This is a genomic window from Bradyrhizobium sp. AUGA SZCCT0158 (assembly GCF_018130065.1).
Lineage (GTDB): Bacteria > Pseudomonadota > Alphaproteobacteria > Rhizobiales > Xanthobacteraceae > Bradyrhizobium.
On the sequence record NZ_JAFCME010000050.1, the window covers coordinates 1 to 25,847 of the forward strand.

Genomic DNA, 25,847 nt, shown 5'->3' on the forward strand with positions numbered 1-25,847 from the left:
CAGTAGCCGACCAGCAGCATCCGGACGAGCAGTTCGGGATCAATCGAAGGCCGGCCGGTCGAGCTATAAAATGGCGCCAGATGGCCCCGAACTTCTGACAGATCGACAAAGCGATCGAGCGACCTCAGCAGGTGGCCGGCCGGAACATGTCGCTCAAGTGAGAACTCGTAAAACAGGGCCGCCTGGTCGACCTGCCGAGGACCAATCATCGATTCAAGTCTCCACCCACTAAGGGAAAATGAATCAGCGATCTCCTTCGGCTTCAACAGTCGAGTTTTTCAACACAATCTGCCCATTGTGGACGGCTCCGGTTTGGCAAGACCGACGAGCAGCAGAGCGGTCTGGTGCTGCACCGCGCCCGCCATTTGTTCGTCCGCCAGCAGACCTCGGTGATCAATGCAATCCGTGCCCATCTTGCCGAGTTCGGGATCGTTGCGCCGGTCGGTCGGCACGGTGTCGAGGAACTTCTAGATGTCGTCACCGATCCGAACGACAAGCGAGTTCCGGACATCGCTCGTGCGTGTCTTCGGCACTCGGGGTCAACTGAAAAGCATCAAGCAGCAGATACTGGAGTTCGACCGGTTGATCAGGGCCTGGCACCGATCCAACGAGATGAGCATGAGGCTCGAGGCAGCCCCCGGCGTCGGTCCGGTACTGGCCACCGCTTTGGTCGCCGCCGTTGCTGGTCCAAAGTCCTTCCGATCAGGGCGCAACTTCTCGGTCTGGATCGGAATGGTGCCGAAACAACACTCGAGTGGAGGCAAGAACAGGCTCGGCAACATAAGCAGGGTGACCGCTATCTGCGCGGCCTATTTGTGGCCGGCGCGCTTTCTGTCATCCGCTACGCCAAGATCCATGGCATCAAACATCGGCCTTGGCTCACGGCCTTGCTAGCCAGGCGGCCAACCAAGGTTGCCGCTATTGCACTCGCCAACAAAATTGCGCGGATGGTTTGGGCCATGATGGCCAGGGGCGAGCGATACAAGGAACCCGTCGCGCTTGCGCGAAAAAGAGATCGCGCCGGGCACCCGGCGTGATGTGAAGGTTGGGAGGGCGAACAGCACGTAATGCAGAGCCGGTCGATCCGGCGATCAGGACAACCCACATGTGCCAAGGCATTCTTGAATGCGAGTTGTTGGCAGGGAACTGATCCGCGGAGGGCATTATGGCCAGCGGTCATATGAACCGCATCAAAAGGCCGAACACATGGCTGCAACGACCAATGCTGCAAAACCGCGAAGAAAGCTCTTGGTCGGCACAAACCGCATGTTGGCCCTGGTGACCGCCTCGCAAATGGCCTCTGCGTCAGTCGCGTCATTCTTCTGCCGCTTAACGTACGGCTTCATATAGGCCGGCGGCATCACGCACGGTATGACCCAGTGCCTGGAGCTCGCGCGACCAATGGTGCGCCGAGCCGCAGGCTTCGATGCCGACAAGACATGGCGACAGCCTCTGGAAGAACGTCAGGACATAGCGAAGTTTCAGTTGCCGGCGAACAATCACCTGTCCGCCAGCGTCAACGCCGTGAACCTGGAAGACCGACTTGGCGATGTCTAAACCGATTGTCGTTATCGTCTGCATCGCTCGCTCCTCTGAATCGTGAGAGCCTTAACAGCACCCACTTCCATGGCACCGATTTGCCGGTGGAAGAGCCGTCCACAGCATCAACAACGGAAGTGTCCTTTGATAGTCTGGCGTCTAGTTGAAGCCCCAGACCTTGCTGTCCTTCTTCCACAGCGCCTCGTCGTATTCAGCTTCCGATAGCAGCCACTTCAATTCGTCGTGGTCTTGCCGCCGCGCATGGACACGAGCTTTTTCTCACGAAATCCGAGAATGAGCCAAGCGGTCTCATCGAAACCGTCTGCGAGCCGACTTCGACAGCGGTCCCAACGCCGTGATTACCTCCTGACGCGACATACCTAAATGCAGCTTGCCGTCGAAGACGAGGGGCGCGAACTTTTCCGGAATGATGGCGCATTCGGTCGAGGTCTCGGTTGGGGTTGCTGCTCATAACGGCCGAGCGATTGGTAGCGGGGGAAGGAATCGAACATCCGTATGCGCGCTCAAAACGCGCCGTCATGCCACTGAACGAACCCGCCGTGATGATGGCGCTCCCTACGGGAGGGACTTCGCCAAGAGACAACACATTGAGAAGTAGGCACAATTCGTCGCCGCAAGTTGCATTTGTGTAGCACTCGGCTGAGATAGTGATCAATCGCCTTCCGAATGAGATGCTGCCCGTAGCATGGATGCTGGGTCTCATCCCAAAGGATTAGGCACCCGCAAGTCGAACGAATTTCTCGCGATCGTCGATGTTGCTTTCGTCAAGATACGTCCCCGGCCTATAAGTGCCGGGTGTTCATGTCGCCCCCCTGATAAGTGGGTGGCGAGTGAAGCCAGGCCAGCAGCAAACCCCGCGGGGATGCAGAGTGGCGATGCAGAAGGGCATTGGGCATCCGCTCCTACTACCTAATCTTTCAGCGCCACCCATCCGAAGTCCTGAGCAATGGATTACTACCTGCTTGGATGAGCATTTTGTTCAAGGTCCCATCGCCAGTCCTGTCCGAAGAAGCTCACCCGTTCCAAGGTAAAAGAACTTACTAGTTTCTCGATCGAGGGGCTGCTCCGTGTTGTTGACCGCCCCTGCCAAGATTGCGCCTAACGTATCCGGACCTTTTTGCGTCAGTACAAACGTCTGAGTCTCCACCCAGACACCATCCTCATCCCCGCCGGACGTGATGGCAAAAATCAGAACGTTCGTCATGTATATTTCCATCTTGTATTTTCCGGGCTTAGATTCCTTAAAATCTTCGGCCGCGTCCCGCTTAATAAACACGCGCGCTGCGTTGTCTTTGATTGTTAACCGCCACACATCTGGAGGCCAATCCGGATTGTATAGGCCTCCGCCCTTTTGATATTGAAGCTCTCCTTCCCAAGTCCCTTCGTAAGGATTCTGATCCACATCTACCTCCCGACAATGCCGCTATGATTCTCTATCGCTCGCCTCATTATCGATATGAGATCTCTTTCGCTTGTCTCGAAACATTTTCATCCGGAGAACAATCCAAGTCGAAGGTCCGGTCAGAGTTACGTTACCCAACCATCGACAATAAGCTGCGTTGTTGCGATGTCGTGCCACTGACGTTTCGCACGGACCATAGTAGCGAAGGATGAACGTTTGCAAATACGCTTGCAGATGAAGCCCGGTAAATTTATTAAGTACGTAAGCGAGACTGCCGTAATTATGTAAGCAACCTTCACCTAATGCAGTTCTTCACCTTACAGGGCCGCTTAAGCGGTACGCTTTGGCCGCATGCGGCGGAGGTCAACAAGGGCTGGCATCGGTCAGGGCCGGAAGCTCCGGACAATGCGCGATCCGCGCGTTGCAGGCTGAGTCAGTGAAGATCAGCTGACGACTTTTCAAGGGTCGCCATGTTGGCTGACCGTCACGCTGCCCGCCACAAGACACCAGATTGCTGAAACACGCTCCTGTTGCAACAATGCGTTGCTTCCCCTAAGCTTGCCCCTTGGGGAGGGTTATCATGATGGCCGCACCTTCCATAAACCCAGCCGAGTTCGACTGCACGATTGTCAGCTGCCGGCTTTCTAGCGAAGCTAGTCGCTTCCCCCCGCTGGGGCCCCTTTACATTGTTTCCGCCTTGAAGGTGCATGGCTTCAAAGCAGAACTTCTAGATTATCAACTTGAAGAGGGCGCGAACCTTTTCGACGTATCTGGCTTTGTTGAATTAATTGACCGTTCGCGCTCACTCGTAATCGGAATTTCGCTTTTTGCTGACACGCTTCCGCTGGTCTTGGCGTCAGTGAAAATTTATCATGAGTGTTTCGGCAATAAGATTTTCGTCTTAGGTGGCCCAGGCATCAACGGCAACGAAGCCCACATCCTTCGCAATTATCCAGAAGTTCACAGTGTGGTGCGGGGCGAAGGAGAATCAACTCTTCCAGTCATCCTGAACGCGCTGAGACGTGGTGTCCCTCCTATTGGGCCTGGCATTTTCTCGCGCGATCAGACGGGCACTCCGAGGGGCGACGAACCAACTAGGATTCAAGATATAGACGCGCTGCCTTGGCCAGATTACAGCGCGATTGACCCCTCCAAGTATGCCCGCATGGATATCGTGAGTTCGCGAGGATGCCCATTTGATTGTTCGTTCTGTGAAATAATTACAATGTGGGGAAGGAAAGTATCCTTTCGTTCCGTCCGAGATTTTATTGACGAACTCTCATCTCTTGTCCACCAAACGGGAAAGCGATCTATCAGCTTCATCGATGATACCTTTACATTGAATAAGAAGCGCGTGTTGCAAATTTGTTCTGCGCTTGTTGAAGCAAATCTTGGCGTTCGATGGGGATGTTTTTCGCGAGTCGATACAATCGATGAAGATATGATGTCGAAGATGAGTAGAGCGGGATGTACAGCAATTTTCTTCGGCGTTGACACCGGCTCAGAGCTTGTTTGGCGGAGCATCAACAAGAATTTATCCAGGGAGATTGTGCTCGAAAGAATCGGCTGCTGTTTGAGTTACACAGACGTAATAGCATCGTACATTTGGGGATACCCCGATGAAGATTTTCAGGACTTTGTTGATACAATTACATTGGCATACGCTGTCGCTAGACTTCCGCGAGAGGGCCATCGCCTGAGTACACAATTACACTTCCTGAGCCCAACCAAAGCCACACCAATTTTCCGCAAAAATCGAAATGCCTTGGCATTTTCTGAAACGGTTCCTCTGGAGATTTGCGGGGGGAGACCGCTGAAATCATTTTTGGGCCAAGGCGGCGGCTATGAGCTTTGTCGAACCATGATTCAAGGCGACATTGATCTCTTTGCGTCATACCATTATTACAAGTCCCCCTCTTTTGAGAGAAAGCTTGAGCTGATACGGGAGGGCGGAAGAATTAGTGAGATTACTTTGGGAAGCGCATTGTTGGCGGCTGACAGAAACGCCGCTGTAGCAACCACCCTTGCTGAGCTGACCCGTGAAATAGATACACTCGGAAATCAGGACCGGGCCCTATCTCTCATGGTCGCATTTATAAGGGTTTCGGAAATGTTCTCGGGGCCTGGCGTCCGTGAAATGTTGCAACAAGTGCCAAGGCTCTCGCCCATGTGGGCGGCTTCGCCACATCGTGCATCCGGATAGAGAAAATGCGAGCACACTCTTTTTCCCTGAAACCCACGGACTATTGCAATCTCGCGTGCGACTATTGTTATTCTCCGAACTCGAAGCGGCGAAATTCGATAGATGCCGAAGCGATAAACGCGTTGGTAGATCGGATGGTCTCCGACTTCCCTCCGGATCAGCAGTTCTTGATTGTATGGCATGGTTCTGAACCGCTTGCGGTTGGGCAAGATTTCTATGACCGAACTCTCGGCTTATTCCGGGAAACCCTGGGAACGCGCGTCCGACACCATATCCAAACGAACCTTACGATGTTGGACGATGAATGGTGCGAGTTCCTACAACTTAATAAGGTTTCCGTATCCACGAGCATAGATGGACCAAAATCGATACACGACACACATCGACGCGGCCCTACTGGAAAGGGAAGTTTCGACACCGTATTGGGAAACATCCTTAAGTTAAAGAATCGGCGCGTTCCGGTTTCTGCAATACTCGTTTTAACGAAAACAACGTTACCGCATATTGACGGAGTCTATGCCCTACTCCAACAGTTAGCGATTCCGATTAGGATCAATCCCGTCCTGCTTCCACTGAACCATCCTGGATGTCTACCGCCAGAGGCGTACGGAGAATTTGTAATCGGGCTGGCAAAGCGTTGGCTGAAGGCGGACGTTATGTTCGATCTTGAGCCCGTTCGAGAAATCGTGCTTCGGCTCGTAAGCGGCAAGACAATCACCTGCGATCAGGAGGCGCTTTGCTATCGTCATTTAACTGGCGTGGCCACTGATGGCAGTTTGTATCCCTGCAACCGCTTCATTGGTGTGCCAGGCTTCCGCCTAGGACATATTACCGACACAACCTTACCAAGCGTTCCAAGCTTGCCACTTTCGAAAAAGACCGAGATGCGTCACGTAAACAGCCCGAAATGCCAAGCGTGCCGATTGCTTCATGTTTGCAATGGGGGATGCATGTATCACGCCCACGTCATATACGGGAACGCGTTCAAGGAAGACTATTTTTGCCAATCTTACCTGTTACTGACCGAGTTCGTGCTCGCTAACTTGGCAAAACTTCTTCGACATCTGGGTCGAATAGCGGTTGACCCATCGTTGGATGCGGTTGCAGCCAGCGCCGACGTTCTCGCCCGCGAAGTTCTCGCTGCTGAGGCTAGTGTAACTGAGACTGCATATGGTTCAGTTTCGAATCCCAATTAGGAAGCCGCAAAATCGAGCGGAGCTCAACCGCTTCATCGGCGGACTTGTGCTCGATCCATCGCTTCGCTCGCTTTTTTTGACGGATCCGGCTTCAGCCGCATCTGCTGCCGGTGTCATTCTGACAGTCTGGGAAATAGAGGAAATTCGACAACTGTTAGCGTCGACTGCGCCTTCAGAGTTCCCTGCCGCGAACGCAAATTCGACTAGGGTCCATTCTTTAGACGAAACCGAGGGAGGATAGGATGGCTAAACTGGATGAACCGATTTCCCGCGCAGGTCTTCAAGAAATTATAGGAAAGCTCTTGTTGGACCCAGCCTTTCAACGACTTTTCATGACCGATCCGAAGTTCGCAATTCAGAACGCCGGGATCGCCTTAACGGACAACGAATTTGACGCTCTGAAGAAAATGCAAGAGGATCTCCTGACATTTGCAAGCTCTCCCGGTGTGAAGCAACTAGCGGAGCACATCACCTTGTACAAGGATCGCATCTACCAGCCGGATGTAAATCCATGAGCTCCCCGCCCAACGATGGTAGCGCGGCGCGTTTCATAGTTCCGCAAAGCCCGCCTCGATGTGTCCCCAAGGAAACATCGCATCGGAAACGTCTGCACCTAGTACTGGGTCGCATGGTAACGGACATCGACTTTCGCCACGATTTTCGCCGAGACCCGGATAGCATTTTGGCGAATATCGGAATCGTCCTGACTCCGTATGAGCTGGCGGCGGCAATGTCTATTGCTGAGGGCTTTGAGGAAGCAAGTAAATCGCCAGCAGTTCTGTGACTGTACGTTTACGACCGCGTTCGGGCACACCATGGATCGCTCCTTAATCGTCGGGGATCATCATTCGACAATTGCCCTGCCGTCTTTCAGTCGGGGTGGGCCGATATCCCACGTCATTCACATTGATGCGCACTCTGACCTTGGAGACCGCATAGTTCCTTTAAATGATGGCAATTTTCTCTCGCATTTGGCCTTTGCTCGTCAAAACCTAAGTGTGGTTTGGGTTGTTCCTTCAGTTATCGCTGAACAGCTACGACACAACCCAGAACGTCTGTACGGGTTGGCACCCGCAGCACAGGTCGGCACTCTGCGCTGCGGCGATGGACGAGTCGAGGTAAGAATCCCAGGTGGTGGAACACTGACTGCCTTGCCGCCCGACGCTCTTGAAGGCGTGCCATCAGACAGTAGCACTTGGCTCGACCTAGACCTCGACTTTTTCTCGTGGCAAGGCCACGCACAAGCTTGGCTGTCCTCGAATGCAAGCCAGTTGTCCTTGAAGGCACGGAATGCCTCAATAGTCTCATTTGCGCTTTCTTTTTCTGGAGGAACTACACGAGCGGCCGACCTGAATTATGCACCACCATTGTTACAGCTTCTTTCCGCCGGCCGACAGGTATTCACACCCACAGTTGACGCTGATCTGTCCCAAATTGATTGCGCAAAATCAGAATGGGCGGAGGAGACAATTTTCCTGCTCACGTCGAAATTGCGGGAGGATCCAAATCGACGATTGCGAACATTATTTCATCACGGCCGCCCTTCTGATTTCATTAAGTCATGCGAAGTTGCAAAAATGAAATCCGAATCTCTTGATATGGAGACTTTGCGCTTGCTGGTAGCTGCAAACATATACGTCGGACGCTTCGAGAACGCCTGTGAGATTCTAGATGATCAGTTTGTATTAAGCGGCGATCGATCATTTCTAAGCGCCCGCAGCTTGTTAGCGAGTGCTGTTGATCGTTTGAGGCAATTATCACTGGCATAGGATATGGAGGATGAGATGCTCAACCACGCTCATGTAGTCACTAGAGACGGCCACGATTGGCAGGCTTACACTTCAAAGGACAGAGTGCTGGCTGTCGGAGATGAAGAACGGCGCCGCCTAGGCTTGACCCCGGGCGAAGTGTATCCGGAGTCCTTTCATTATTCGGTCGTGTACATCCCGGATGACGTAAATTCGGACCAACTATTCATCGTCAACGTCGGCATGACGCCGCTATACGGTTACGATTCGCAACCTCGTGCAATAGCCTGTGCCGAAGAGCTAGCGGCTGCGGGACGTACGAATATCACAATAAACGTTGTCTCATTCATTCGGTCGGGCCAATCCGAACTTGAAACAACGTCTATTCTGGCAGGAGTTAAGGAAACCAAGTGCTTGCGCCCGAGGGTCGGATGATCGTGGATCACGTTTGATACGTGATGATATCTTGGCGGTAGCCGCTCTGCTCGGGGCGCACGGCCATGTTGCCCAGAAAGGACCAGTCTAAGAGAGCCCGCGCAAGGCGTGCTCGCGGGCAATATAGCACCACTCCGAGAACGCGATCCTGCGGCCAAAGATCATCCGCTCGGTGAAAGTACAACATCAGCCAAGGTCCTGTTGATCTTGTACAGCCAACCATCTGACCCAGACGTATTAGGAAACGTATTCAAATTGCCGTTTGTAGTACCTCACCATTGCTCGCTGCCGTGACAGCAGTCCAGCGTGAGATTTTGCATCTCGAGGCGCCCGGCCCTCATATTCGAGCGGGAACGCCTTCATGGTGAGTAGCGAGTGGCGCGGAAATTCATGCGCGATCAAATCGTTTGCAGCCTTGCACCACAGTCCATGAGGACATGCTCCGGGTCCGTCCACGCCATCCTGAAATCGAGAAGATTGCCGTAGTCTGAGACTTCGTCGGAGAACCAGTTCCAAGCCTCGCATAGCACTTCAGCAAGCTCGGACTCAATCGAGCTTTCGGCATCCATGGCCTGCATAAAGAGTTCATTGTCGAGAAGAGGAGAGACCTCATATTCAAGAAGTTTGAAAGCCGACACGCGCTGTTTGCCCAGCGTAAGCCAGCAAAATAATTCGCGACACCGGACCACGCCTATTTCTTCGGCCAACCATGACTAACGCGATCTACGGTACTTTAATGTTGCTGTGGCCGTTGTGGTTAGAGACAAGTGAATGGGGGTAAGCGCCGCGTCGCGCCGTCTCAGCCCGGATAAAGGCGGGCCGTTCGGAGCCCCTTCGGATGCGCGCCTGTTGCATCAATTGCTGATCGCTCTGCCATCCAGGTATCTCTTCGCGCATTCAGAACTCATCCATTAGGCGCTGCTCATCCAGTTGAGCTACGGGAAGATTGAATTGGCACAGCCAACCGGGATCGAACCGGTGTTGTCCGGTTGAGAACCGGGCGTCCTGCCGCTAGACGATGGCTGCATGTTGATTTTTTCGAGCAGATTGGAGCCGCACTTCCGTCTTGGGCGCCAATTCTTGGATCGAAAAATAAAGTGGCTCCCGTCCACGGTTTCGAACCGCGCTACGCCGGTTAACAGCCGGCTGCCCTCACCGAGATGGCTCGACGGGAATATGCATGACCTGCACGAACCGGCAGGCCAACCGGAAAAGTGCAGGTGATGCAGGTAGGAATGGTGGAGCACCTCGGAATTGAACCGCGCTCAGCTTGCTTGCAAAGCATGCCCGCGGACCCCGCGCGTGCCCCTTCTATAGTCGAAGTCCGTCTTCCCGAAACATGGGGAAATGTGCTGTCCCCAAGGACTCACGCCTTGGTTGCAGCTAAGCTCGCCGTTTCTCGAGGCGATTATTTTGCTCTAGGAGCGTGGAATGCCGCTAGCAGTAGAGTTTCTACCCGTCGGCGATAGTGACGGCGACGCTATCCTTGTGCAGTGGGGCCAAGAGAACAACTATTGGCTGAATCTGACTGACGGCGGCTATGCCTCAATCGGGGAAAGCGTGATCGAGCACATTGAGGAGCATTACGGCAGCGACATCACGATCCACAACATGATTGTGTCGCACGCGGATAACGACCACGCGGCCGGGCTGATTCCAATTTTCAAGCGCTTCAAGGTGGGGGCGTTATGGATGAACCGACCGTGGCTCTATGCGCACGAAGTGATCGGCGATTTTCACCCGAACTGGAAGATTGCGAACTGGATTGATTACGTTCGCGGCGAGCACAAGTATCTTGTCGAACTGGAGGATCTATCTCGCGCGCGCGGTATGGAGCCCAAGGAAGTATTTCGGGGAGCACAAATTGGTCCCAGCACGGTGCTTGCACCATCACGCGAGCGCTACCTTCAACTCATCCCTGATCTTGATAAAACTCCTCCTCCGTACAAAAGCGACGCCGCCGCCGGCCCGCGGGGGCTTTTCGAACTCGCTAAAGGGGTGCTCGACCGCCTGAAGGAGACGTTGCATATCGAAACGCTAGACCCGAATCCGCCGGCCACCTCCGCTTCCAACGAAACGAGTGTTGTTCAGCTTATTTCTCATGAAAATCACCGAGTATTGCTCACGGCTGATGCCGGGCCGCAAGCCCTTACTGAGGCTGCAAATTACGCAGCCATTCTCGGGGTGCTGAGCCCACCACATCTTATCCAAATTCCGCATCAAGGAAGCCGGCGAAACGTGAGTCCGGCAGTTTTGAATGCCTGGCTCGGCACACCAAACGCGGCCGCAGATGAGCGCGGAAGGGCTTACGTGATGGTTGGAGCGAAGAAGCCCGACCATCCTCGCAAGAAGGTCAAGAATGCATTCATCCGCCGCGGGTATCCTGTCTCTGTCGGGCGAACCGTATGGATGCGCCATCACTGGGGCTTCGATACGCGTGGAATACCGCTTGGGACTGAAGCATTCTCCTACGATGTTGAGGATGATTGATGCTCAAGAACCTCGACGCCTACACCGTGAAGGCGCGCTACTATCCAGCGCTCCTCGCAACCATTCCGGGGCTTGCCGCGCTAGCGATATTGATTTCGTGGAGCAGGTTCGGGCTCACCACGATTGTCGCTTCGGCGGCAATTCCGGTGCTGGTGTTCGCTTCCGCCGACATCGCGCGGAGGCTGGGTAAGCGCATCGAGGAGCGGATTTATAGCGAATCCGGCGGCAAGCCGTCTGTGACAATGCTCCGCTACTCAGACAGCACGTTCGATGCTGCGTCGAAAGAGCAATATCGGACGTTTCTCAGCGCGAAGATCAACCAGCCGACCCCGACAGAAGATCAGGAACGGCAAGACATTAACTCGGGTGACGCCTTCTACGAACGGGCCGGGGCGTGGCTGCGCGAGAATACGCGCGACACGAAGAAATTCGCGGTGCTCTTTGCCGAAAACATTACATACGGTTTCCGACGCAACCTCTTGGGGTTGAAGTGGCCTGCCCTATCGGTGAACGTTGCCCTGGTCCTGATATCCGGATTTTTTCTTTACAAAAAGTCACCGCTTAACACCGACGATGACACGACTCTTCGGCTCCTTGTTGTTCTTGTGCTGGCAATCGTTCACTCCCTGTTGATGGCATTCGGGATGAACAAGAAGAGCGTGATCGATGCCTCGCGCATCTATGCCCGGCAGCTTATCCTCTCCTGCGAAACGCTCATTGCAAAGGATAATAAAACGTCTGCAAAGACGACCAAGAAGAAGGGTTAGTCTCCCGTATTTGGTGCCTGAAGATGGGATCGAAACCACCGACGTCGCACGGCTTCAACGTGCCGCTCTACCACTGAGCTACCCAGGCGAATGGTAGCCGGTTTTTACCAGCCCTTGTGCGGGACACCTCCCGCGAACCGGTAGGAAGCTAGGGCCAGCCCCTCGAGGGTTTTGTGTCGAAGCGGTTGACCGCACCTATCGCGCCGGCCGGTGAGACCACTGGGTCAAGGTGAAGAACCGCAGTCATCCGAGCATCGGCCGCGTGAAGAGATCGTTTGGTGGGTAACCAGTGAATCGAACACTGCCCGCCCGAAGGCGCAGGTTTACAGGCCCGCTCAGTCACCAGACTTGGCATTACACAGATTGCTGATGGGGTGTTTCTGCACCCGGAGCGCAATCACGGTACGACGCGCCGGTTTCATTCTAGGGGCGTCTAATAGTAGTCGCGCTGATAGTCGTACAGCTTCAAGAACTCCTTCTCGTCCGTGGGAAAGGTGTAGTAGAAGATTGGATCACCACCATGGTATTTCGACTGTCTGAAATCCTTCGCAGGCAAGTATAAAGTGCGACCCTCACCTAAATCGAGTGAAGCGGCTCGTATTATGAGAGACTTATTGATTGCTTCCCGCTCGGGCGTGCGCACATCCGCCATACCCTTTGGAGGCGGCATATTCAAGGACCCGGAGAACAGTAGGATTAGCTGGGCGCCGCGTAGATCAACGACGGATGTAATTCGCCCGTTGGTTTTCCAAAGGTCTTTTGAAGATGTGAAATCGCTGCCGGCAACCAACTGTTTCCTTTTAACATGCCATGCGAGGTTTCTGGTCGCTTTGGAGACAAAAGGTACCTCGAAGTCTGCATTGCTCATCTCTACTTGGAAAGTTTCTGGCTTGATTGGCTTCCGCATCAAGTAAACAGATGGGGTCGCGGTAGCAGCCAATAAGCTCATATCGGGCTCTTTTTCAGGTATTGGCCAAAGGTCCGAACCGTACTCGACTCGAACCAATTCAAGTGTGTCATTCTCGTCGTTCATAAATGACAGCCCCCTAAACTCCGGGAGCCTTTGATCATACGGAAACTTCAAGTCGGTACGCTTCTCGATACTCTCCCGGAAGCGCTTCACGTACGAATCGACAGTTGCATGCCCGGCGGGGATCTCGAAAGCTGTGTGCACATTGAATTGCGTGATAGGTTGGACTGCTCTGCTGACCTCACGTAACAATGTCTCGGTCCGGGTCGCCTGTTCCTTACTGTCTGCCTGAGACTTATTCGTCTCCACAAACGACGTGATGACACCTACTACTGCGGCTATCAATATGCCTGCAAAAACCCCGCGGCCAGCACCGGTGAGCTTGCCGTCAGGTCCTCGGTAATCCGAGTAGAGCGCTGCGACGCCCAGGATGCCGGATAGTGAAGCGCTCGCAGCTTTCAACAGTCCCAGAAGTATATCCATTTCCACTATGCCCACTATTCAAATGCCACTCGCCTATGGGTGGTATACTGATTGCGTATCTCCCATCTGGCAACATGAAAAGATTCTACGCGGAAGTCGACGATCACATAAAGACGTGCGAAAACGGCACCATCACCATTTCGGACGACATCCCGTTCTCGATGAAGCAGACGGTGCGGCAGATCACGCACTACGTCATGTCCCGTTATATGGATGGCGGCGCCGACAACAAGGACCCGTTGACCGGCAAACGCCGGCCATTTCGCAATACCGGTATCGCCATCGTCGACATCGAGAGCCGTGCTAAAAACATCGACCGCAAGAGTGTTGAGGCTCAGGCCAAGGACGGCGACTACATTTTCTTAACAAAAGCTGCAGCAGTGGTTGCAGAACGATAACTTCGGCAAGACCATCGATGACTACCAGCGCAAAAAGAGCGAGGTACGGCTCGGTGCTCCTGAAGACGACGGAGACGGCCGACGAACTTACAATCGAGCCAGCCCGTTGGGAATTTACCTATGTGGACCCGCAAGGCATTGAGCACGGGATTGAAGATCGACGCGCTGCGCTCCACCCATCACCCGGGCCTAGCTTGGTAGCGGGGGTCCAGAATCGAATTGGACTGTGCCTTTCGGCACCAGGTTATGAGCCTGATCAGCGCCCGGTGCTCGTCCCCGCATAAATGTGTCCTGGCTGCAAACTCCATTGGGCAGGCGCCGGCGGTACATCCGCGCTCGACGTCGATCGTTAGCCCATGAACTAATTCAGTTCATGGCGTAACAGAGTCTGATTTGGCGGAGAGCCGCGGACCTGAGCCGCACACCTTGCGGTGCCATCGGTATTCGAAGCCGTGCCGGCGCGCCTGTCCGGTTGACTCTCCAATGTGGCGGACAGCGGCGGTCCCGATCCGCAGTGCGCGCGGCGCCCAATCCGTTTCCAACGGATGCGCGGGCGACCTGCTCGTATTCCGCGACGACGACGTGAGATCTCTTGACCACCCCTTTCCCAGCCAAAAATGGATAGCGGGAAGTAAGAAAGTGGTTGAAAATCAGCGTTCAAGACCAGCGCTGGGTTGGCGGTAAACATCGTCGGCTCCTAAAAGATCGGTTTCAGATTGCGTGCCTCCCACAACCAAGTCAGGACTACGTTATGGAAGATGAACAGGCGAAGCGCTTATCCGCGATTGTCGAACGCCGCAAAAAACATGCCGTCGACCTGGCTGCGAAGGAGCGTTCGGCGAAATCTACGGAGGAGGACCGCGAGCGCAGGATAGACCAAGCAAAGGCATATTGGGAACGCTCGCGACTCGAACTCACCCTGGCTGTCAGCGCGGTGAATGCGAACCTTGCAGATGGCGGTCTCAAGTTGCGTGAATCTTTTGACGCTGAAGCGGCACCCGCTATTGCACGGATTCACATATCCGTTGACGTTGATGGGAAGCGAATGTCGAGCGGCCCGAAGTTGCGAATCAACGTCAGTGCGCTAGGGAAAGGGCAATCGGCATTCCTACTCACTGGCGACCGCGCTAACAATCAAACTGATTTTGAGGTCGTCGATGCCGACCAGCGTTTTTATACCGAACTACTGACAAGCTTCCTCGAGAAATGCCTTTGATATGTTATGGTGCGCCCCCCGGTCTTGCACCGAGATCTGAGCGGTTATGAGCCGCGGGCTTTGCTTTAAGCTAGGAGCGCGTGATTGGTCGGCGTGGCAGGATTCGAACCCGCGGCCCCCTCGTCCCGAACGAGGTGCGCTGACCTGGCTGCGCTACACACCGGAATTTCTATGTTCTGCCCAGCAACGGAGCGCGATATGGCAAAAAAAGCTTTCAACGATTGTCCTGCTGACGACTGCAGCGCCGGGTCCGGACGACAAGCAGCGTTACATCCTGACTATTATGCCGAAATTCCGGAAGACGATCGCAGGCGGATCGAGAGCAGAACCGAGAACGGGGTAATCAAGATCCCCATCTCGCGCTGTACTTATTGTGGCTGCGTTTACGGCAACTTCCCGCCCCGACGACATATCTTCGGGTGGCTGGACAACGGCGCCATCGGGAAAAAATGGGAGGCGTCTTCGTCTTTGTAATCTGGCGCTTCTGACGAGGATCGAACTCGCCGCAACCCGAAAGACAGTCGGGGCCCGTCACCAGCTGGGTCCAGAAGCAATTTGCAATTTCCTGCAAAGATGGTGCGCCCCGACTGGATTCGAACCAGCATGGTTTCCCGCGGCCACCTCAAGGCAGTGCGTCTCCCGTTTCGCCACGAGCACGAATGCATGTTGGAGGACCTGGTCGGACTCGAACCGACGGTGGCTTGCGCCGACGGATTAAGAATCCGCTCCCTTAGCCGCTGGGGGCACAGGTCCGTGATGGATCAGTGCAAAGCCTTCAATCCTAAGGCCGACTGTGTGCAGAATTGTAGGTAAAAACAGCTTCGGAAAATATCTATATGTAAATCAATATGTTAGACATCCTAAATACGGACTCCGGCTCCGCCACCCTTCGCTCTGACGGGCTTCCGGTGGCAGGCCACCCGGAGACCGTCGGGGCGAAGGGTGTTGCCACATGTGGAACGTCTATTTTCCTTGAACGCAGCAACGGCGATATCTGCGTCGGCTCGACGGATGATCTCCGACGTCATTTGCGTCTCATCAACAAGGGCGCGTCGTTTGACGAGCGCCGAGCCCGATCATAAAGGGACTGGTCGCACCAGCCCCCTGTTGAATGCGTCGGGCAGCAAAGCCTATCCGCCCCACGAACTGCGGCTGGTCGCAGATTTCTTCTTCTTCGCTTTTGCCTGCTTCTTTGCCGAGAACTCGTCGATCGTGCTCTTCCCACTCAGGTCCGCAACTTGCGGTCCGACCTGCCCTGCGAGCAGCCTCTCGGTGGCCCCCGCGGGCGCCGCAAGGCCTACACAGGCGGTGGCCGCAAGGATCAATGTCAGCTTTCTCATCTGCTTCTCCATTCGAAGCCGATAAATGCCCACCAAGATCCAACGAACGAACGCACACCGCGTTCCTATCTCCTCCCGCGGATCAGCGCCGAGGCGCGGGGCCAAGGTGGCATGTGGAGCATCGTCTCGACGGAGATGGCGTGGGCCGTGAAGCTGCAGCGGGTGCGCATTGCGGTGGCTTGTCAAACACGGAGCGCGAGAACGAATGGCCCGGAAGCCACGCGCGATAGTCGAGTGCCGCGAAGAGGCGTTTTCCTTCGTCCCCTCGTAACGAAGTCACCATGAACACCGTTGGTCGCCCGGAGAGAGCCTGCCAGCTCCAGGCGACGCGCGGACTGGCGAGCGGACAGACCAGAATGCGAGCCGTTCCGTAAGGCGACAGAGAGGTCGTGCCGTCGATCGTCGCCGCGCACTCGCAGGGAGCGCGCGAGGCCCAATCGGTGCGGATCGGCCCCGGCAGCACCGCCCTGCAGACCGGCGGCCCGTCACGATAGTGCGTGATGGTGTACCCCTGCGGATCAAGAAGCAGCGAGTCTTGAACCGTGACCCCAGCTTCCGCTTCCCCGAACGTTCGGGTGCGTTGTGCCGGCATGGTCCAGTCATACAGCACTTCGGTCGGGTATGGATTTTCATCGGAATCGAACGGTGTCACCAGACCTGTGATCGCGAGTTGCTCGGGCCATTCGGAAAACGGGACCGCCGCACAATCTGCCTTCAGTTCAGGCATGATCCGCTTGATCTCGTTCTCGGCAAATTCGCGCGATTGCGACATTGCATCGATCAGGCCATCCAACACACGCGGCGGATTAGCTGTCATCGCCGGCTTGGCCGGTTTGCAGGCGGCAGCGATCTCGGCAAGATCTGTCTCGTCCAGCGTCTCGAATCGAACCTGATAGCTGAGCGCATATCGGCTGAACGGCGGAAGCCGATCACTTGCAAACGGAAATATGAGGCGGAACGGCGTTTGATCCGACGTCTTGTACCAGAGCCAATAGCTAGCGGGCTCTGGCGCGATAGCTGTCTTCCACCATTCAACCGGCGTCTCGCCAATCGGCGCTGAGCCGGCGCACAGCGACTGCGGTGCAAGCCAGTCTGTCATAAGCGGCCGCCAGCCGGTCTCGCCTAAAGCGCGGCACTGCTTGATCGCGGCGCCTTCCGACTTGAGGACGTACGTCTGGTTGCCCGCAACGAACAGGTCCAGCGACCCGCGCCTGACGCCATGAAGCTTTACCCGCATCGCGGGAAGCGTAAGGTCAGCGACGATTTCGGCCAGAACGAGCTGTGCCTTGGTGAAAGGCGCCATCAGATAAGTGCCGCGCCATTTCTCCGGCAGGCGCGGATGTGATGTTGCGCCGCAAGGGGCGAGTTGCGGCAGGTCGAGCAGCGCACGCGGTTCTTGTGCCGCCGCGGGAAAAACCATCAAGGCGGCAATCGTTACCGAAGCCATGCGCCAGCATGCGTATCGCGTTCAGGTGCTCCTGAGTTCTCCGTTCATTCCGTTCGGGTAGAAGCCGCCCTTGCTAACGCCGGTCTTGTCGGTCAGGTAGACGATACGCAGAACCTCTTGCGGCGTGCGCCGGAAGGCAATCGCATCTGACGTCGAAGGCACAAAGTTGGCTTTACCGTCGACTCTGATCCCCTCGTCTTCTTTCTCGGGGGTCCCGTCAATTTTATCCCGCGCATCGGAAATCGCGTTGGCGGCTTCCCACGCCTTCTCGCCCATCATGTAGAGCTGGGAGCGGGCCATTCCCATGTGGTAGGCCTCGACAGCAAGAATCCCGGCCGCCGCCTGCACGAATTCCTTTTTCTTGAGCAACGGCGCCGCGCCCGCATAAGCGGTCACGCCGACGTCTTCGAACAGCATGCCGCCGAGCAGGACCGACATGTCATCGGCAAATGGATCGAAATCGGCAGGCAATCCGGCAGCCTGAGCTGCGGCCTTGAAACCGGCGTCGAAGTCGATCGCCGGTCGCGATATGGCGTTCCTGCCAAGCGTCTTGCGGTAGAAGCGAACGTGGGCCAGCTCGTTTTCCGCCGTCTCTTCGATGAACTCGCGGATCGCCTTTTCCTTGAACTGGGCTTCGTGTCCACCCACCACCCTACCGGCGTCCATGCCGGCATCGGCGTCGCTAATACCCTTGCCGGTCGTGGCGCGCAGATAGAACTCAGCCTCCATGTATTCGAGGTTCAGGGCGAAGGTGAAAATATCCTCGTCGTCGATCGCTGCCCTTTTCTGACCGATCCCAACGCCCGTCGTCTCGCGCTTTTGCTGGGCATAGGCCTGCGGCATGAGCAATCCCGCGAGCCCTGCGACCGATAGGCCGGCGATCGACTGCCGGCGGGAAATAGGCCGGGAGATATGCAAGGCATCCATGGCGTAACCTCCTGCGTTCTGAGAGGGGCCGCGCCACTATTCATCGCTATCCAAGGCGCATACGGGCGCGGCCTTGGCACCAGTGCCTGGTGCTCGAAGCGCACAACAGGAGACCACGGCGCAGGTTCCAAACCGCCCGGAAGCCAAGCAGCACGATCTCGTGACGCTTCCACGAAAGTCGGCCTTCGTGGTTTTAGCCAATGGTGGCACGCAGGTGGAGCGGCCCGGGCGGGCCTGTGAGCCGCAGCGAAACTGAGCCGGCGATTGCACGTCGCGAAAGCGGCAACGAAAAAACCCCGCCGGATGGGATCTCCGGCGGGGGTCAAGTCAGGGTTAGCAACGCGTTGCGAAAAACAACGCTGCGAACAATCATCGCGCTTATTATTCTGATTTAAAAGATTAATCTTTGCCCTTTAATTTTTAAATGTTGATTACATGGTGGGCGACAATCGGTCCGGTACTTCGCGGTTGCTGCCAAACAAGGCGGCCTTGCAATTCGGATTGGCGGCAAGCCCGCAGAGCGATGCTGTCCGTCGCCTTGCCGACCAGGGTGGAACATGCGCGCGCGCCGCGCATTTGTTACGGACAGCCATGGCGAACGCGCTGAACAAGTGGCCGTGGTCACGGCCACCGATCGAGCGGACCTGACCGTAGGCGCTTGATCTGGAAAGCCTCGGTCCCGGGGATAGCCACTCTTATATCTTGTTCCCGGCGCGAAACTTTACAGGCGAAACTTACAGGCGAAACTTTACAGGAATGGCTCAAGCGGCTGAAAGTGCTGCTTCGGCTCACCGGGCATGCTGCAAATTTTTCGGCTCCGTCCGGGAACAAGTGGCAATGTTCGACGTTATCCCGCGTCTGATGGACACGGACATAGGACCCCTAAACGGCCTCGGCGCGCTTCCCCCGTGCGCTGAGGCCGTTCTTTTTTCTGCAGGCTTCACGGACCGCTTTGAGGGGTTTACCGTCACCTGCGCGACCGCTGCCGAGGCGCCCGGCGTCAAGGCGCCCTGCCCCGGATCGCCAGCGGGACGCGAGCCATCCTCACCTTTCGCAAGCGAGGTGACCGCGGCGTGCGTGAGGATGCTGCCGAGGAGATCCTTGATCAGCCCTTCCGAATGCCCGTCTTCGCAAACTTGAGCTGCCCAGGCGGTGGCGTATCCAAAACTTTCTACAGGCGGTGCCGTTAGCCCGCCTTGACGACCTCGATCCCGCCCGGCACGCGGACGTCTCATAGGTTAAACAGTTGCGGATTGCTCGTGACGTATTCGGCCCAAAGCTCGCGCATCATCCGCCTGACGTCTTCAGCCCTGAAGCCGCTTCCATTCGGATGTCTATTTGCGAGTTGACCTGAGCGTTCGATTCCAGAAAAGGGATCGCCCGGATATGGCGTGAAGGCTGCGTCGGTCGGCTTATGGACGATGCCTTGCGGAGTAATATTGAACTGGTCGCGCCTGACTAAAGTGCTCTCCATCATCGACGTCCTGCGGCCAACAGGTAAAGGCCTGAACCGTGCAGGGAAAAGCGAGGAAGCGAGGATAAGTTCCTGGCGTTCGGATCAGACGAAAGCCGCACACCGGGTGCTGCCATTCCGGGCCCCATGGTCCGGTGAAGGCTGGATGAACGAAGACCTCGGCAAGGCGTTTTGCCTGACGAAGCCGTGGCGCCGATGCGAAAGCCGGCGGCAAGGAGGTCAGCAACGATGAAACGCAGATCGATCTGGAAACGATACGGGTTCGCCTGGGTGACTGGAGCGCTGTTCGTGATCACCCTGTCGGGCCACTGGGTATTTGGCTGGTTCGCCTACGTGAACGAACAGCACTCGCTTCAACAGCCTGTTGAGATCAGCGGCTATACGATCGAGATGATGCGAGACACGCTGGAAAACTGGCAGTCCGAGTTTCTGCAGCTGCTCTGGCAGGTTGCAGGCCTCGCCATCCTGCTCCACGTCGGGTCTCCCCAATCCAAGGAAGGCGATGATCGTATGGAAGCGAAACTCGATGCGATCCTGCTGGCAGTCGACCCCGGAAAGGGCGATCAGCTCATCAAAGGCATCGATGATGAATATGAGGGCCGGCATACCGATCGTCGCTTTGTCCGAATGCTGGAGCAGCGCCGTTGACGTTCGTCTGAACGGCTCTGCCGCAGCTGTCGGGGCGATGCCCCCACATTGAAACCTGGTCGGCCGTCGCGGATTGTCCCCCCACACGAGGGAGAGAAACCATGGCTGATCCGGAGCGCTTGAAACCAAATGACTTCCCCGTTCACGCCAACAAGAAGAAAATTATCAAAAGCGACGGCGAGGACATTGCTGAAGCCACGACGCCTGCGGTCGCGGAAGACGTCGCGGAGCGATTGAACGAAGACGAGCACCGCCGGGAAGAAGATCGGTGGGCATAACTCGTTCCGCGGCATTGATTTTGAAGGAACGCCGCAAATCAAAAAAACGCCGGGCAAAGGAAAACCCTGCCGAAGCTCGACAGGGTTACGCAGATAACCGATGGACGGCAAAGCGCAGGCATTGTCGCCCATCGGGGGAATACGCTAATTCGCCAAGATCAGTTTTCCGTGCAGACCTTCATGGTCTTCATGCCGGTTTCGGCCTCGGTTCTGGTCTTAAATATTCCGTTGTCCACGACGGTTGTCGTCGTGGTCGTCGGCTTCTTGTCAACAATGGTGCACTTCTTGGTCGTCGTGTCTCTCACGACATAGAACTCGGTGGTTTGCGCCAGGGCCGAAGTGACCGAGAATGCGACGACAACGCTTGAAAGCAAAAGCTTCTTCATGGGGCTTCTCCAGATTGATCAAGTCAGGTTGCGGTTTAGTTCACCGTGCGGACCAGGAAATAACCAACGCCGCCGACGAAGATCACGGCAGGCACCGCCCAAAGTAATAGAACTGGCATACTACTCTCCTCATGTTTGCCCACGTGGACTAACTTCGCCGATTGCCACTTGTTCCCGATCCAGTGCGCAAGGCTTGCGGACGACCGCCCTCCGCATTGTGTGTGGTGGACTATCTTCCTCGATCCGCCGGAACATTTGATCTTCTGTTCTGTTCTCCAAGAACTGTTTCAAACCTGGAGGATGTAATGAAGACTCTCGTCACTGCCGCTCTCTTGAGCGTTGCCGTTATTAGCGCCCCGGCCTATGCCCAGACCGCCCAGCCCGGCGATCGCGCTGCCCCGGCCGCGACCACCGGCCCGGCGGCTTCCAACAAGATGATGCTCAAGGGAAACTGGCGCGCATCGAAGCTCATGGGCCTCGACGTCTACAATGAAGCCAATGAGAAGCTGGGTGATGTCAACGAGATCATCCTGGACAAAACCGGCAAGGTTAGTGCTGTCGTTATCGGCGTCGGCGGCTTCCTTGGAATGGGCGAGCACGACATCGCCGTTTCCCTGGACAAGTTGAAGTTCATGGAAGAGCCCGCCCGGACCGCCTCAACCGCTCCGGCGACGACAACCGCGCCGGCGACGACGCGTGATAGCACGACCGGCGCGGCCACAGCCCCGGCCACGGCTCCCGCGCGTACGGCGGGTGCCAATGATTGGGTACCCGATCATGCCGTGATGAGCGGCAACAAGGAGCAGCTCAAGGCGATGCCGCAGTTCAAATATTCGGATTACAACTAAGGTCGAAAGCGAGGGGGCCCATCTCGGGCCCCCTTTTTCTTAACGATAACCTCAACGCGGGGACTTCGGCCACGATGCGGCTATTCCTCCGGAACCTATCAGCTAACGAAAGACGCTAACTTCGGGGGCTAGCCGGGGGCGTCGTCGACGTTTGTGGCGCGGCGGGCTGCGGATCGCCGGTCCCGCGGGGCACACAGGTGCCCACGTTGCTGAACAGCCGTTTGGCCTGCAGATCGCGCGCCCTGGCATATTCCCGCCGACGCTCGAAGTTGATGGCAGCCCCTCGGTCCCAGGCCTCGAATGCATCGGCATAGTGCTTGCGCATCTGTTCTTCCGCAGCCAGACACTCGGAGAACTTCTCAAACACCAGGTTTGTATTCACGGGGGTAATGCCGCCGACCAGGACCACGAGCATCCATTTCATCGTCCGCACCCACGCTGTTGCCCTGCACACAACAGCGAGAACGCGGTTACGTTCCAGCATTCGCGAACAGGTGGCAATGAGCGGCGTTGAACGTCCGTCTGGCGGATACCGGACATATGGAAACGGCCTCAGCGTCCTACCCCGAGGCTGGGGCCGTTTCCGCTCGCTTGTGCTCAGCGTAGCCAGCCACCTTTGGCGTGGACTTGCTTTGGATGCCGTAAGCCCAAAGGACGCCGTTGGCCGCATCCACATCGAGAAGATCGAGGGACCGTTCCTGTTTGCCCACGGTGGCGGCCCGGCTGAGTACGGCGAAGGCCTCACATTTGCAATCGAGCGCGGTTGGCTCTGGAAACACGAATCCGGCCTATGTGAAGTTCACGCCGGCTGGCGCGCAGCTGTTCGCTTGAGCGTCCGGTGAAACTGGACAGGGTCACTTACTCATTTGTAGATGAGCTGATTTAAAGTGGTTCCCGAGGGGGAACGAAATATATACGGCTCGCGTTCTAAGGGGGCGGGGCGCAAGATTGCTCGTCACTGCGAGATCCGTGGCTTCCATCTGTGATGAGAACGCCCGCTCCCGCCTTCTACAAACGGAAAGTAGCGCGCCATGCCCCAACGGCGTCGGATCCGACAAAAATTATCCCTCTCAGAACGGCTGGCGCTATACGGCAAGGCCGCGCGAGAGAAGGCTTCCCTTCTTCAACCGGGAGCTGAGAAAGACGAACTCCTTCGCAAGGCGGGACTGGCCGATACTGCGGCGCACCTCAACGAATGGGCCAGCTCGCCCGGCCTTCCGCCGCCGAAGTAGAGTCATGAAGGATTATCAAGCGTCCGTCGAAAAGCTTCGCAAGGATGCGGCCGAGGCCGCGCTGATCCGCTTGGCAACGGATGGAGCAAAGCGCGACGTCTTCAATCGTCTATACGAACCCCTCAATCGCCTTGCAGACGATGTCGAGTGAGCGATGAGCGGTCAGACAGCTGGAGGACGACCATGGCTAGCGACCTGCGCATCCGTGACCTCAATGCTGAAGCCGATGAAGCTTTGGAGGCGGCGCGTACCATGCCGAACGGGCAAGCGAAGATGGAAGCCTTGAAAAAAAGCCGGACGGCTGCGCAACGCTGCCGATGCTGGCGGGATTTCATTCGCAAAGCGTGGCAGGCCACGAAAGTAAGGCCGCCTCAGTTTGGCGGCCCTTTGAGCCGTCGATAGGCGGCCCCAGCGCGACTGGCGCTGCACTGGAGCCGCCCCAACCGCCGGCAACGGCGGCTGCTAACGGGTCAGCCAAATTACTGCAACTTGATTGATCTTCCCGAACTAGTTCGGACTACCTCGCGGCCTGGCGGGCGTAAAAAAACGGCCCCAGCGTCTAAATTCCATTAAACGGGGATTGTAACTCGGAGCAGTTGCCACTTGTTCCGGTCGGCCGAGACAACTCAATGCATTGGCAAGTCGGCGCTAATTCCTCCGACGCGAGGATGGTGGCGCAAATTGGTTCCCGCATGGGAACGAACACGGAGCATGGGCCGTTATCGCCTGGATAGTAGGCCCGGCCTTGGAATCAGCCTAGGCCCCGCCGCTCTTTATCAGAGGGACAGCCAAGATCGGGTGGCATCATGTTGGAGCTAATGGCGCTGGTGACCGCAGCCGTTTCGATCCCGACAATCGTAGTGCTTGGCCTGTTCCGCCTTGCTGAATTGAAGCGTGCCGAGGACCTAGAAACACCGCCCCAGGTCGATGAATGGCTTGCGTCTGAAGAGCTTCATTCGCCGAATTGAATGATTGTCACTTGTTCCCGAAATTCCGTGCCCGTTTTCAGCAAACTTACTTCTCGGCGTCATCGGAGCGGGTTTGTTTTTTCCCGAGCCACCCCTGAACCACCCGCAGCCAAGCGGTTCGTTCGACCTCGCTAGGTGCGCGATCCGCTTCTCGCTGAGCCTCTGCCGTCTTCGCCTTGTAATCGTCGCGGCCCGTCATCAGCGCAAATTAGGTCGGTGCGTCCCGAGGCTGCAGCATCGTGATGTTCGACCCCAGCCATTGCGGCTTGCATCAGATGAAAGACGACAAGACCTGCCAGGCCTTTCCTGTTCGGCGTGGTCGGGCTGTTTGGATCGTTTGTCGGCTGCAATCGCCATGCTGGTCTGGGGGCGATCGGAAGTATCTGACCGCCTCACCTCTCCCGCCGCACGTCCTTGAACTTTTTCGCGGCCTTGGTCTTTCCTGACGGCCATGAACTCGCCGCTCTTTTTGTTGCGCCTGGTCCAGGCGCTGGCGCCGCCGAGCTTCGTCTTACAGCTGGGTGCGTTTCTTCTCCGCGCCCTTGCGCGCATTGTCGCCCCTCGGTTTGTTGACCGCCATCCTTTATCTCCGTTGGCCGCTGCCGGGAGGAAAGCCCTTAACCGGGCAGATGATTCCGGCGAAGGAGCGATCGGTCAGCGCTGGCCGCGGTAGGCCACAAAAAGCCCGGCTCAAAAGGCCGGGCTATTCTGAGGAGGTCTCACTGCTTAACTCGGAATTTTCAAACGGCCCCAACCGAGGGGCCGCCAACCCGAACGATACGGGTTTTCCTCCAGCAGTCGGGGGGCGCCTTCTGGCTGGAAGCTTCAAAACGACGCTCTGGCAATCCGATGGTTCCAGCCAAAGCGAATTGGGACACTCAAAAGATTCAACTTTGGCACTGCGAGGAATACAAAGGCATTTCGGCTCACAGGAATTGCCGGCTTGCGCCGGCCCTTCTTGGGCGGGTGATGGGAGCGCTGATTTGATGGCCTTCGCGCTCTAGCGATGCTCTGCAAAGGTTTGCGCAGCTCGGTCGCAAGGCTTGCAGCGTGCGTTTCCGGGATCAGAATACCGGTGCTGCGGTGCTACCTTGGCAACGTGTTGGTCGAATCGAGTTTGAGCTCCCGTGCGGGCCGACGTTTGTTCAAATGACCTTACCGGCAGGTGCCGCTCTTCTCCGTTAGCGTGTCACCTGCGATCAGTCGCGAAGCTGCAATGACGAAATCATTGCTCTCCTGCGTCCAATTGACCCGTCGGGCAAATCAATTCCGATTTACGGAAATCGTGTCAAGTAGAAAATTTCCGTAAATCAAAAATATTTCTGTAGTCGGCCGACCCAAATCAGTGCGCATCTATCGCCATCCCGTCCTACTCAGAAGGGCGTCGGCCGTCGTCACGGACGTTGGGCGGGTTGCGGTGGACGCTGGTTT

27 protein-coding genes, 8 tRNA genes and 2 pseudogenes are annotated in these 25,847 nt (G+C 56.3%); 17 read left to right on the top strand and 20 right to left on the bottom strand.

What is annotated here, in order from left to right; genetic code table 11:
* Together JQ574_RS34095 and JQ574_RS35960 are read right to left on the bottom strand one after the other, a co-directional pair.
* A pseudogene (locus tag JQ574_RS34095) lies at nucleotides 1-209 on the bottom strand (IS5/IS1182 family transposase); the annotation flags it as partial.
* A gap of 69 nt (nucleotides 210-278) precedes the next feature.
* A complete protein-coding gene (locus tag JQ574_RS35960; protein WP_212384214.1) occupies nucleotides 279-452 on the bottom strand; it encodes a hypothetical protein in 174 nt (57 codons plus the stop codon).
* Between the two features lie 166 nt (nucleotides 453-618).
* Here JQ574_RS35960 and JQ574_RS35965 point away from each other — a divergent pair, with 166 nt between their 5' ends.
* Complete coding sequence (locus tag JQ574_RS35965; protein WP_409411234.1) at nucleotides 619-894, top strand: transposase; 276 nt, start codon at nucleotides 619-621, stop codon at nucleotides 892-894.
* A 350-nt stretch (nucleotides 895-1,244) separates the two neighbouring features.
* On the opposite strand, the pseudogene JQ574_RS34110 reads toward JQ574_RS35965, so the two are convergent.
* Nucleotides 1,245-1,581: pseudogene (locus tag JQ574_RS34110) on the bottom strand (transposase); the annotation flags it as partial.
* 958 nt (nucleotides 1,582-2,539) lie between these two features.
* Nucleotides 2,540-2,962, bottom strand: coding sequence for a hypothetical protein (locus tag JQ574_RS34115; protein ID WP_212384216.1), 423 nt, complete (start codon nucleotides 2,960-2,962; stop codon nucleotides 2,540-2,542).
* A gap of 580 nt (nucleotides 2,963-3,542) precedes the next feature.
* On the opposite strand from JQ574_RS34115, the gene JQ574_RS34120 reads away from it, so the two are divergent.
* The 5 genes from JQ574_RS34120 (at nucleotide 3,543) to JQ574_RS34135 (ending at nucleotide 8,130) form a co-directional block, all read left to right on the top strand.
* Nucleotides 3,543-5,165 carry a B12-binding domain-containing radical SAM protein gene (locus tag JQ574_RS34120; RefSeq protein ID WP_212384217.1) on the top strand — a complete coding sequence of 541 codons (1,623 nt, stop codon included), beginning with the start codon at nucleotides 3,543-3,545 and terminating at the stop codon, nucleotides 5,163-5,165.
* A 5-nt stretch (nucleotides 5,166-5,170) separates the two neighbouring features.
* Complete coding sequence (locus tag JQ574_RS34125; protein ID WP_212384218.1) at nucleotides 5,171-6,361, top strand: radical SAM/SPASM domain-containing protein; 1,191 nt, start codon at nucleotides 5,171-5,173, stop codon at nucleotides 6,359-6,361.
* A 242-nt stretch (nucleotides 6,362-6,603) separates the two neighbouring features.
* Nucleotides 6,604-6,876: an Os1348 family NHLP clan protein gene (locus tag JQ574_RS34130; protein WP_212384219.1), complete on the top strand. Its 273-nt coding sequence runs from the start codon at nucleotides 6,604-6,606 to the stop codon at nucleotides 6,874-6,876.
* Complete coding sequence (locus tag JQ574_RS35970; RefSeq protein ID WP_409411233.1) at nucleotides 6,873-7,145, top strand: Os1348 family NHLP clan protein; 273 nt, start codon at nucleotides 6,873-6,875, stop codon at nucleotides 7,143-7,145. The genes JQ574_RS34130 and JQ574_RS35970 overlap by 4 nt, the downstream gene beginning before the upstream one ends.
* 31 nt (nucleotides 7,146-7,176) lie before the next feature.
* A complete protein-coding gene (locus JQ574_RS34135) occupies nucleotides 7,177-8,130 on the top strand; it encodes a hypothetical protein (RefSeq protein WP_212384220.1) in 954 nt (317 codons plus the stop codon).
* Between the two features lie 812 nt (nucleotides 8,131-8,942).
* On the opposite strand, the gene JQ574_RS34140 is transcribed toward JQ574_RS34135, so the two are convergent.
* The 4 genes from JQ574_RS34140 to JQ574_RS34155 all read right to left on the bottom strand — a co-directional run bounded on the left by JQ574_RS34140 (nucleotide 8,943) and on the right by JQ574_RS34155 (nucleotide 9,853).
* Complete coding sequence (locus tag JQ574_RS34140) at nucleotides 8,943-9,182, bottom strand: hypothetical protein (protein WP_212384221.1); 240 nt, start codon at nucleotides 9,180-9,182, stop codon at nucleotides 8,943-8,945.
* Nucleotides 9,183-9,496: 314 nt separating this feature from the next.
* Nucleotides 9,497-9,570 (bottom strand) — tRNA-Glu (locus JQ574_RS34145).
* Between the two features lie 72 nt (nucleotides 9,571-9,642).
* Nucleotides 9,643-9,718 (bottom strand) — tRNA-Asn (locus JQ574_RS34150).
* Nucleotides 9,719-9,780: 62 nt separating this feature from the next.
* A tRNA-Ala gene (locus tag JQ574_RS34155) sits at nucleotides 9,781-9,853 on the bottom strand.
* A 122-nt stretch (nucleotides 9,854-9,975) separates the two neighbouring features.
* On the opposite strand from JQ574_RS34155, the gene JQ574_RS34160 reads away from it, so the two are divergent.
* Together JQ574_RS34160 and JQ574_RS34165 are read left to right on the top strand one after the other, a co-directional pair.
* The gene (locus JQ574_RS34160; RefSeq protein ID WP_212384222.1) at nucleotides 9,976-11,034 is read left to right on the top strand and encodes an MBL fold metallo-hydrolase; all 1,059 of its coding nucleotides are present in this window, start codon (nucleotides 9,976-9,978) and stop codon (nucleotides 11,032-11,034) included.
* Nucleotides 11,034-11,801 carry a hypothetical protein gene (locus JQ574_RS34165; RefSeq protein WP_212384223.1) on the top strand — a complete coding sequence of 256 codons (768 nt, stop codon included), beginning with the start codon at nucleotides 11,034-11,036 and terminating at the stop codon, nucleotides 11,799-11,801. The genes JQ574_RS34160 and JQ574_RS34165 overlap by 1 nt, the downstream gene beginning before the upstream one ends.
* 11 nt (nucleotides 11,802-11,812) lie before the next feature.
* Here the strand turns inward: JQ574_RS34165 and JQ574_RS34170 are convergent.
* A tRNA-Phe gene (locus JQ574_RS34170) sits at nucleotides 11,813-11,889 on the bottom strand.
* 345 nt (nucleotides 11,890-12,234) lie between these two features.
* On the bottom strand, nucleotides 12,235-13,254 hold the full coding sequence (locus JQ574_RS34175; protein ID WP_212384224.1) for a hypothetical protein: 1,020 nt from the start codon (nucleotides 13,252-13,254) through the stop codon (nucleotides 12,235-12,237).
* Nucleotides 13,255-13,328: 74 nt separating this feature from the next.
* On the opposite strand from JQ574_RS34175, the gene JQ574_RS34180 reads away from it, so the two are divergent.
* Together JQ574_RS34180 and JQ574_RS34185 are read left to right on the top strand one after the other, a co-directional pair.
* Nucleotides 13,329-13,652, top strand: coding sequence for a hypothetical protein (locus JQ574_RS34180; RefSeq protein ID WP_212384225.1), 324 nt, complete (start codon nucleotides 13,329-13,331; stop codon nucleotides 13,650-13,652).
* Between the two features lie 751 nt (nucleotides 13,653-14,403).
* Nucleotides 14,404-14,868 (top strand): hypothetical protein, encoded by a 465-nt coding sequence (locus tag JQ574_RS34185; RefSeq protein ID WP_212384226.1) that lies wholly within the window; start codon nucleotides 14,404-14,406, stop codon nucleotides 14,866-14,868.
* Nucleotides 14,869-14,953: 85 nt separating this feature from the next.
* Here the strand turns inward: JQ574_RS34185 and JQ574_RS34190 are convergent.
* Nucleotides 14,954-15,031 (bottom strand) — tRNA-Pro (locus JQ574_RS34190).
* A 35-nt stretch (nucleotides 15,032-15,066) separates the two neighbouring features.
* Here JQ574_RS34190 and JQ574_RS34195 point away from each other — a divergent pair.
* Nucleotides 15,067-15,342, top strand: a complete 276-nt coding sequence (locus tag JQ574_RS34195; protein ID WP_212384227.1) for a hypothetical protein — start codon at nucleotides 15,067-15,069, stop codon at nucleotides 15,340-15,342.
* 2 nt (nucleotides 15,343-15,344) lie between these two features.
* Here JQ574_RS34195 and JQ574_RS34200 read toward each other — a convergent pair.
* The 7 genes from JQ574_RS34200 to JQ574_RS34230 form a co-directional block, all read right to left on the bottom strand.
* Nucleotides 15,345-15,420, bottom strand: a tRNA-Asp gene (locus JQ574_RS34200).
* A 22-nt stretch (nucleotides 15,421-15,442) separates the two neighbouring features.
* A tRNA-Leu gene (locus JQ574_RS34205) sits at nucleotides 15,443-15,525 on the bottom strand.
* 10 nt (nucleotides 15,526-15,535) lie between these two features.
* Nucleotides 15,536-15,621: transfer RNA gene (locus tag JQ574_RS34210), tRNA-Lys, on the bottom strand.
* A gap of 377 nt (nucleotides 15,622-15,998) precedes the next feature.
* Nucleotides 15,999-16,208: a hypothetical protein gene (locus tag JQ574_RS34215; RefSeq protein ID WP_212208227.1), complete on the bottom strand. Its 210-nt coding sequence runs from the start codon at nucleotides 16,206-16,208 to the stop codon at nucleotides 15,999-16,001.
* An 82-nt stretch (nucleotides 16,209-16,290) separates the two neighbouring features.
* Nucleotides 16,291-17,655 (bottom strand): hypothetical protein, encoded by a 1,365-nt coding sequence (locus JQ574_RS34220; RefSeq protein ID WP_212384228.1) that lies wholly within the window; start codon nucleotides 17,653-17,655, stop codon nucleotides 16,291-16,293.
* Between the two features lie 21 nt (nucleotides 17,656-17,676).
* A complete protein-coding gene (locus JQ574_RS34225; protein WP_409363390.1) occupies nucleotides 17,677-18,582 on the bottom strand; it encodes a ferritin-like domain-containing protein in 906 nt (301 codons plus the stop codon).
* A 1,231-nt stretch (nucleotides 18,583-19,813) separates the two neighbouring features.
* Nucleotides 19,814-20,059 carry a hypothetical protein gene (locus JQ574_RS34230; protein ID WP_212208230.1) on the bottom strand — a complete coding sequence of 82 codons (246 nt, stop codon included), beginning with the start codon at nucleotides 20,057-20,059 and terminating at the stop codon, nucleotides 19,814-19,816.
* 225 nt (nucleotides 20,060-20,284) lie between these two features.
* Between JQ574_RS34230 and JQ574_RS34235 the strand changes: the two genes are divergently transcribed.
* A complete protein-coding gene (locus JQ574_RS34235) occupies nucleotides 20,285-20,704 on the top strand; it encodes a DUF6766 family protein (protein ID WP_212208231.1) in 420 nt (139 codons plus the stop codon).
* Nucleotides 20,705-20,805: 101 nt separating this feature from the next.
* Nucleotides 20,806-20,982, top strand: coding sequence for a hypothetical protein (locus JQ574_RS34240; RefSeq protein WP_212208232.1), 177 nt, complete (start codon nucleotides 20,806-20,808; stop codon nucleotides 20,980-20,982).
* Between the two features lie 158 nt (nucleotides 20,983-21,140).
* Here JQ574_RS34240 and JQ574_RS34245 read toward each other — a convergent pair whose 3' ends face one another.
* Nucleotides 21,141-21,368, bottom strand: a complete 228-nt coding sequence (locus JQ574_RS34245; RefSeq protein WP_212208233.1) for a hypothetical protein — start codon at nucleotides 21,366-21,368, stop codon at nucleotides 21,141-21,143.
* 305 nt (nucleotides 21,369-21,673) lie between these two features.
* Between JQ574_RS34245 and JQ574_RS34250 the strand changes: the two genes are divergently transcribed.
* Nucleotides 21,674-22,216 carry a PRC-barrel domain-containing protein gene (locus JQ574_RS34250; RefSeq protein ID WP_212208251.1) on the top strand — a complete coding sequence of 181 codons (543 nt, stop codon included), beginning with the start codon at nucleotides 21,674-21,676 and terminating at the stop codon, nucleotides 22,214-22,216.
* A gap of 115 nt (nucleotides 22,217-22,331) precedes the next feature.
* On the opposite strand, the gene JQ574_RS34255 is transcribed toward JQ574_RS34250, so the two are convergent.
* On the bottom strand, nucleotides 22,332-22,640 hold the full coding sequence (locus JQ574_RS34255; RefSeq protein WP_212208234.1) for a hypothetical protein: 309 nt from the start codon (nucleotides 22,638-22,640) through the stop codon (nucleotides 22,332-22,334).
* A gap of 812 nt (nucleotides 22,641-23,452) precedes the next feature.
* On the opposite strand from JQ574_RS34255, the gene JQ574_RS34260 reads away from it, so the two are divergent.
* The 3 genes from JQ574_RS34260 to JQ574_RS34270 all read left to right on the top strand — a co-directional run bounded on the left by JQ574_RS34260 (nucleotide 23,453) and on the right by JQ574_RS34270 (nucleotide 24,416).
* Nucleotides 23,453-23,599 (top strand): hypothetical protein, encoded by a 147-nt coding sequence (locus JQ574_RS34260; RefSeq protein ID WP_212208235.1) that lies wholly within the window; start codon nucleotides 23,453-23,455, stop codon nucleotides 23,597-23,599.
* A gap of 32 nt (nucleotides 23,600-23,631) precedes the next feature.
* Nucleotides 23,632-23,850 (top strand): hypothetical protein, encoded by a 219-nt coding sequence (locus JQ574_RS34265; protein ID WP_212208236.1) that lies wholly within the window; start codon nucleotides 23,632-23,634, stop codon nucleotides 23,848-23,850.
* 416 nt (nucleotides 23,851-24,266) lie between these two features.
* Nucleotides 24,267-24,416, top strand: coding sequence for a hypothetical protein (locus tag JQ574_RS34270; protein WP_212208237.1), 150 nt, complete (start codon nucleotides 24,267-24,269; stop codon nucleotides 24,414-24,416).
* The last annotated feature ends 1,431 nt before the right edge of the window (nucleotides 24,417-25,847 follow it).

Bases quoted from the DNA above. Each gene is read 5' to 3' on its own strand.
- JQ574_RS35965 (WP_409411234.1), top strand. From the start codon at position 619: ATGAGGCTCGAGGCAGCCCCCGGCGTCGGTCCGGTACTGGCCACCGCT.
- JQ574_RS34120 (WP_212384217.1), top strand. From the start codon at position 3,543: ATGATGGCCGCACCTTCCATAAACCCAGCCGAGTTCGACTGCACGATT.
- JQ574_RS34125 (WP_212384218.1), top strand. From the start codon at position 5,171: ATGCGAGCACACTCTTTTTCCCTGAAACCCACGGACTATTGCAATCTC.
- JQ574_RS34130 (WP_212384219.1), top strand. From the start codon at position 6,604: ATGGCTAAACTGGATGAACCGATTTCCCGCGCAGGTCTTCAAGAAATT.
- JQ574_RS35970 (WP_409411233.1), top strand. From the start codon at position 6,873: ATGAGCTCCCCGCCCAACGATGGTAGCGCGGCGCGTTTCATAGTTCCG.
- JQ574_RS34135 (WP_212384220.1), top strand. From the start codon at position 7,177: ATGGATCGCTCCTTAATCGTCGGGGATCATCATTCGACAATTGCCCTG.
- JQ574_RS34160 (WP_212384222.1), top strand. From the start codon at position 9,976: ATGCCGCTAGCAGTAGAGTTTCTACCCGTCGGCGATAGTGACGGCGAC.
- JQ574_RS34165 (WP_212384223.1), top strand. From the start codon at position 11,034: ATGCTCAAGAACCTCGACGCCTACACCGTGAAGGCGCGCTACTATCCA.
- JQ574_RS34175 (WP_212384224.1), bottom strand. From the start codon at position 13,254: ATGGATATACTTCTGGGACTGTTGAAAGCTGCGAGCGCTTCACTATCC.
- JQ574_RS34180 (WP_212384225.1), top strand. From the start codon at position 13,329: ATGAAAAGATTCTACGCGGAAGTCGACGATCACATAAAGACGTGCGAA.
- JQ574_RS34185 (WP_212384226.1), top strand. From the start codon at position 14,404: ATGGAAGATGAACAGGCGAAGCGCTTATCCGCGATTGTCGAACGCCGC.
- JQ574_RS34195 (WP_212384227.1), top strand. From the start codon at position 15,067: ATGGCAAAAAAAGCTTTCAACGATTGTCCTGCTGACGACTGCAGCGCC.
- JQ574_RS34215 (WP_212208227.1), bottom strand. From the start codon at position 16,208: ATGAGAAAGCTGACATTGATCCTTGCGGCCACCGCCTGTGTAGGCCTT.
- JQ574_RS34220 (WP_212384228.1), bottom strand. From the start codon at position 17,655: ATGGCTTCGGTAACGATTGCCGCCTTGATGGTTTTTCCCGCGGCGGCA.
- JQ574_RS34225 (WP_409363390.1), bottom strand. From the start codon at position 18,582: ATGGATGCCTTGCATATCTCCCGGCCTATTTCCCGCCGGCAGTCGATC.
- JQ574_RS34230 (WP_212208230.1), bottom strand. From the start codon at position 20,059: ATGATGGAGAGCACTTTAGTCAGGCGCGACCAGTTCAATATTACTCCG.
- JQ574_RS34235 (WP_212208231.1), top strand. From the start codon at position 20,285: ATGAAACGCAGATCGATCTGGAAACGATACGGGTTCGCCTGGGTGACT.
- JQ574_RS34240 (WP_212208232.1), top strand. From the start codon at position 20,806: ATGGCTGATCCGGAGCGCTTGAAACCAAATGACTTCCCCGTTCACGCC.
- JQ574_RS34245 (WP_212208233.1), bottom strand. From the start codon at position 21,368: ATGAAGAAGCTTTTGCTTTCAAGCGTTGTCGTCGCATTCTCGGTCACT.
- JQ574_RS34250 (WP_212208251.1), top strand. From the start codon at position 21,674: ATGAAGACTCTCGTCACTGCCGCTCTCTTGAGCGTTGCCGTTATTAGC.
- JQ574_RS34255 (WP_212208234.1), bottom strand. From the start codon at position 22,640: ATGAAATGGATGCTCGTGGTCCTGGTCGGCGGCATTACCCCCGTGAAT.
- JQ574_RS34260 (WP_212208235.1), top strand. From the start codon at position 23,453: ATGAAGGATTATCAAGCGTCCGTCGAAAAGCTTCGCAAGGATGCGGCC.
- JQ574_RS34265 (WP_212208236.1), top strand. From the start codon at position 23,632: ATGGCTAGCGACCTGCGCATCCGTGACCTCAATGCTGAAGCCGATGAA.
- JQ574_RS34270 (WP_212208237.1), top strand. From the start codon at position 24,267: ATGGCGCTGGTGACCGCAGCCGTTTCGATCCCGACAATCGTAGTGCTT.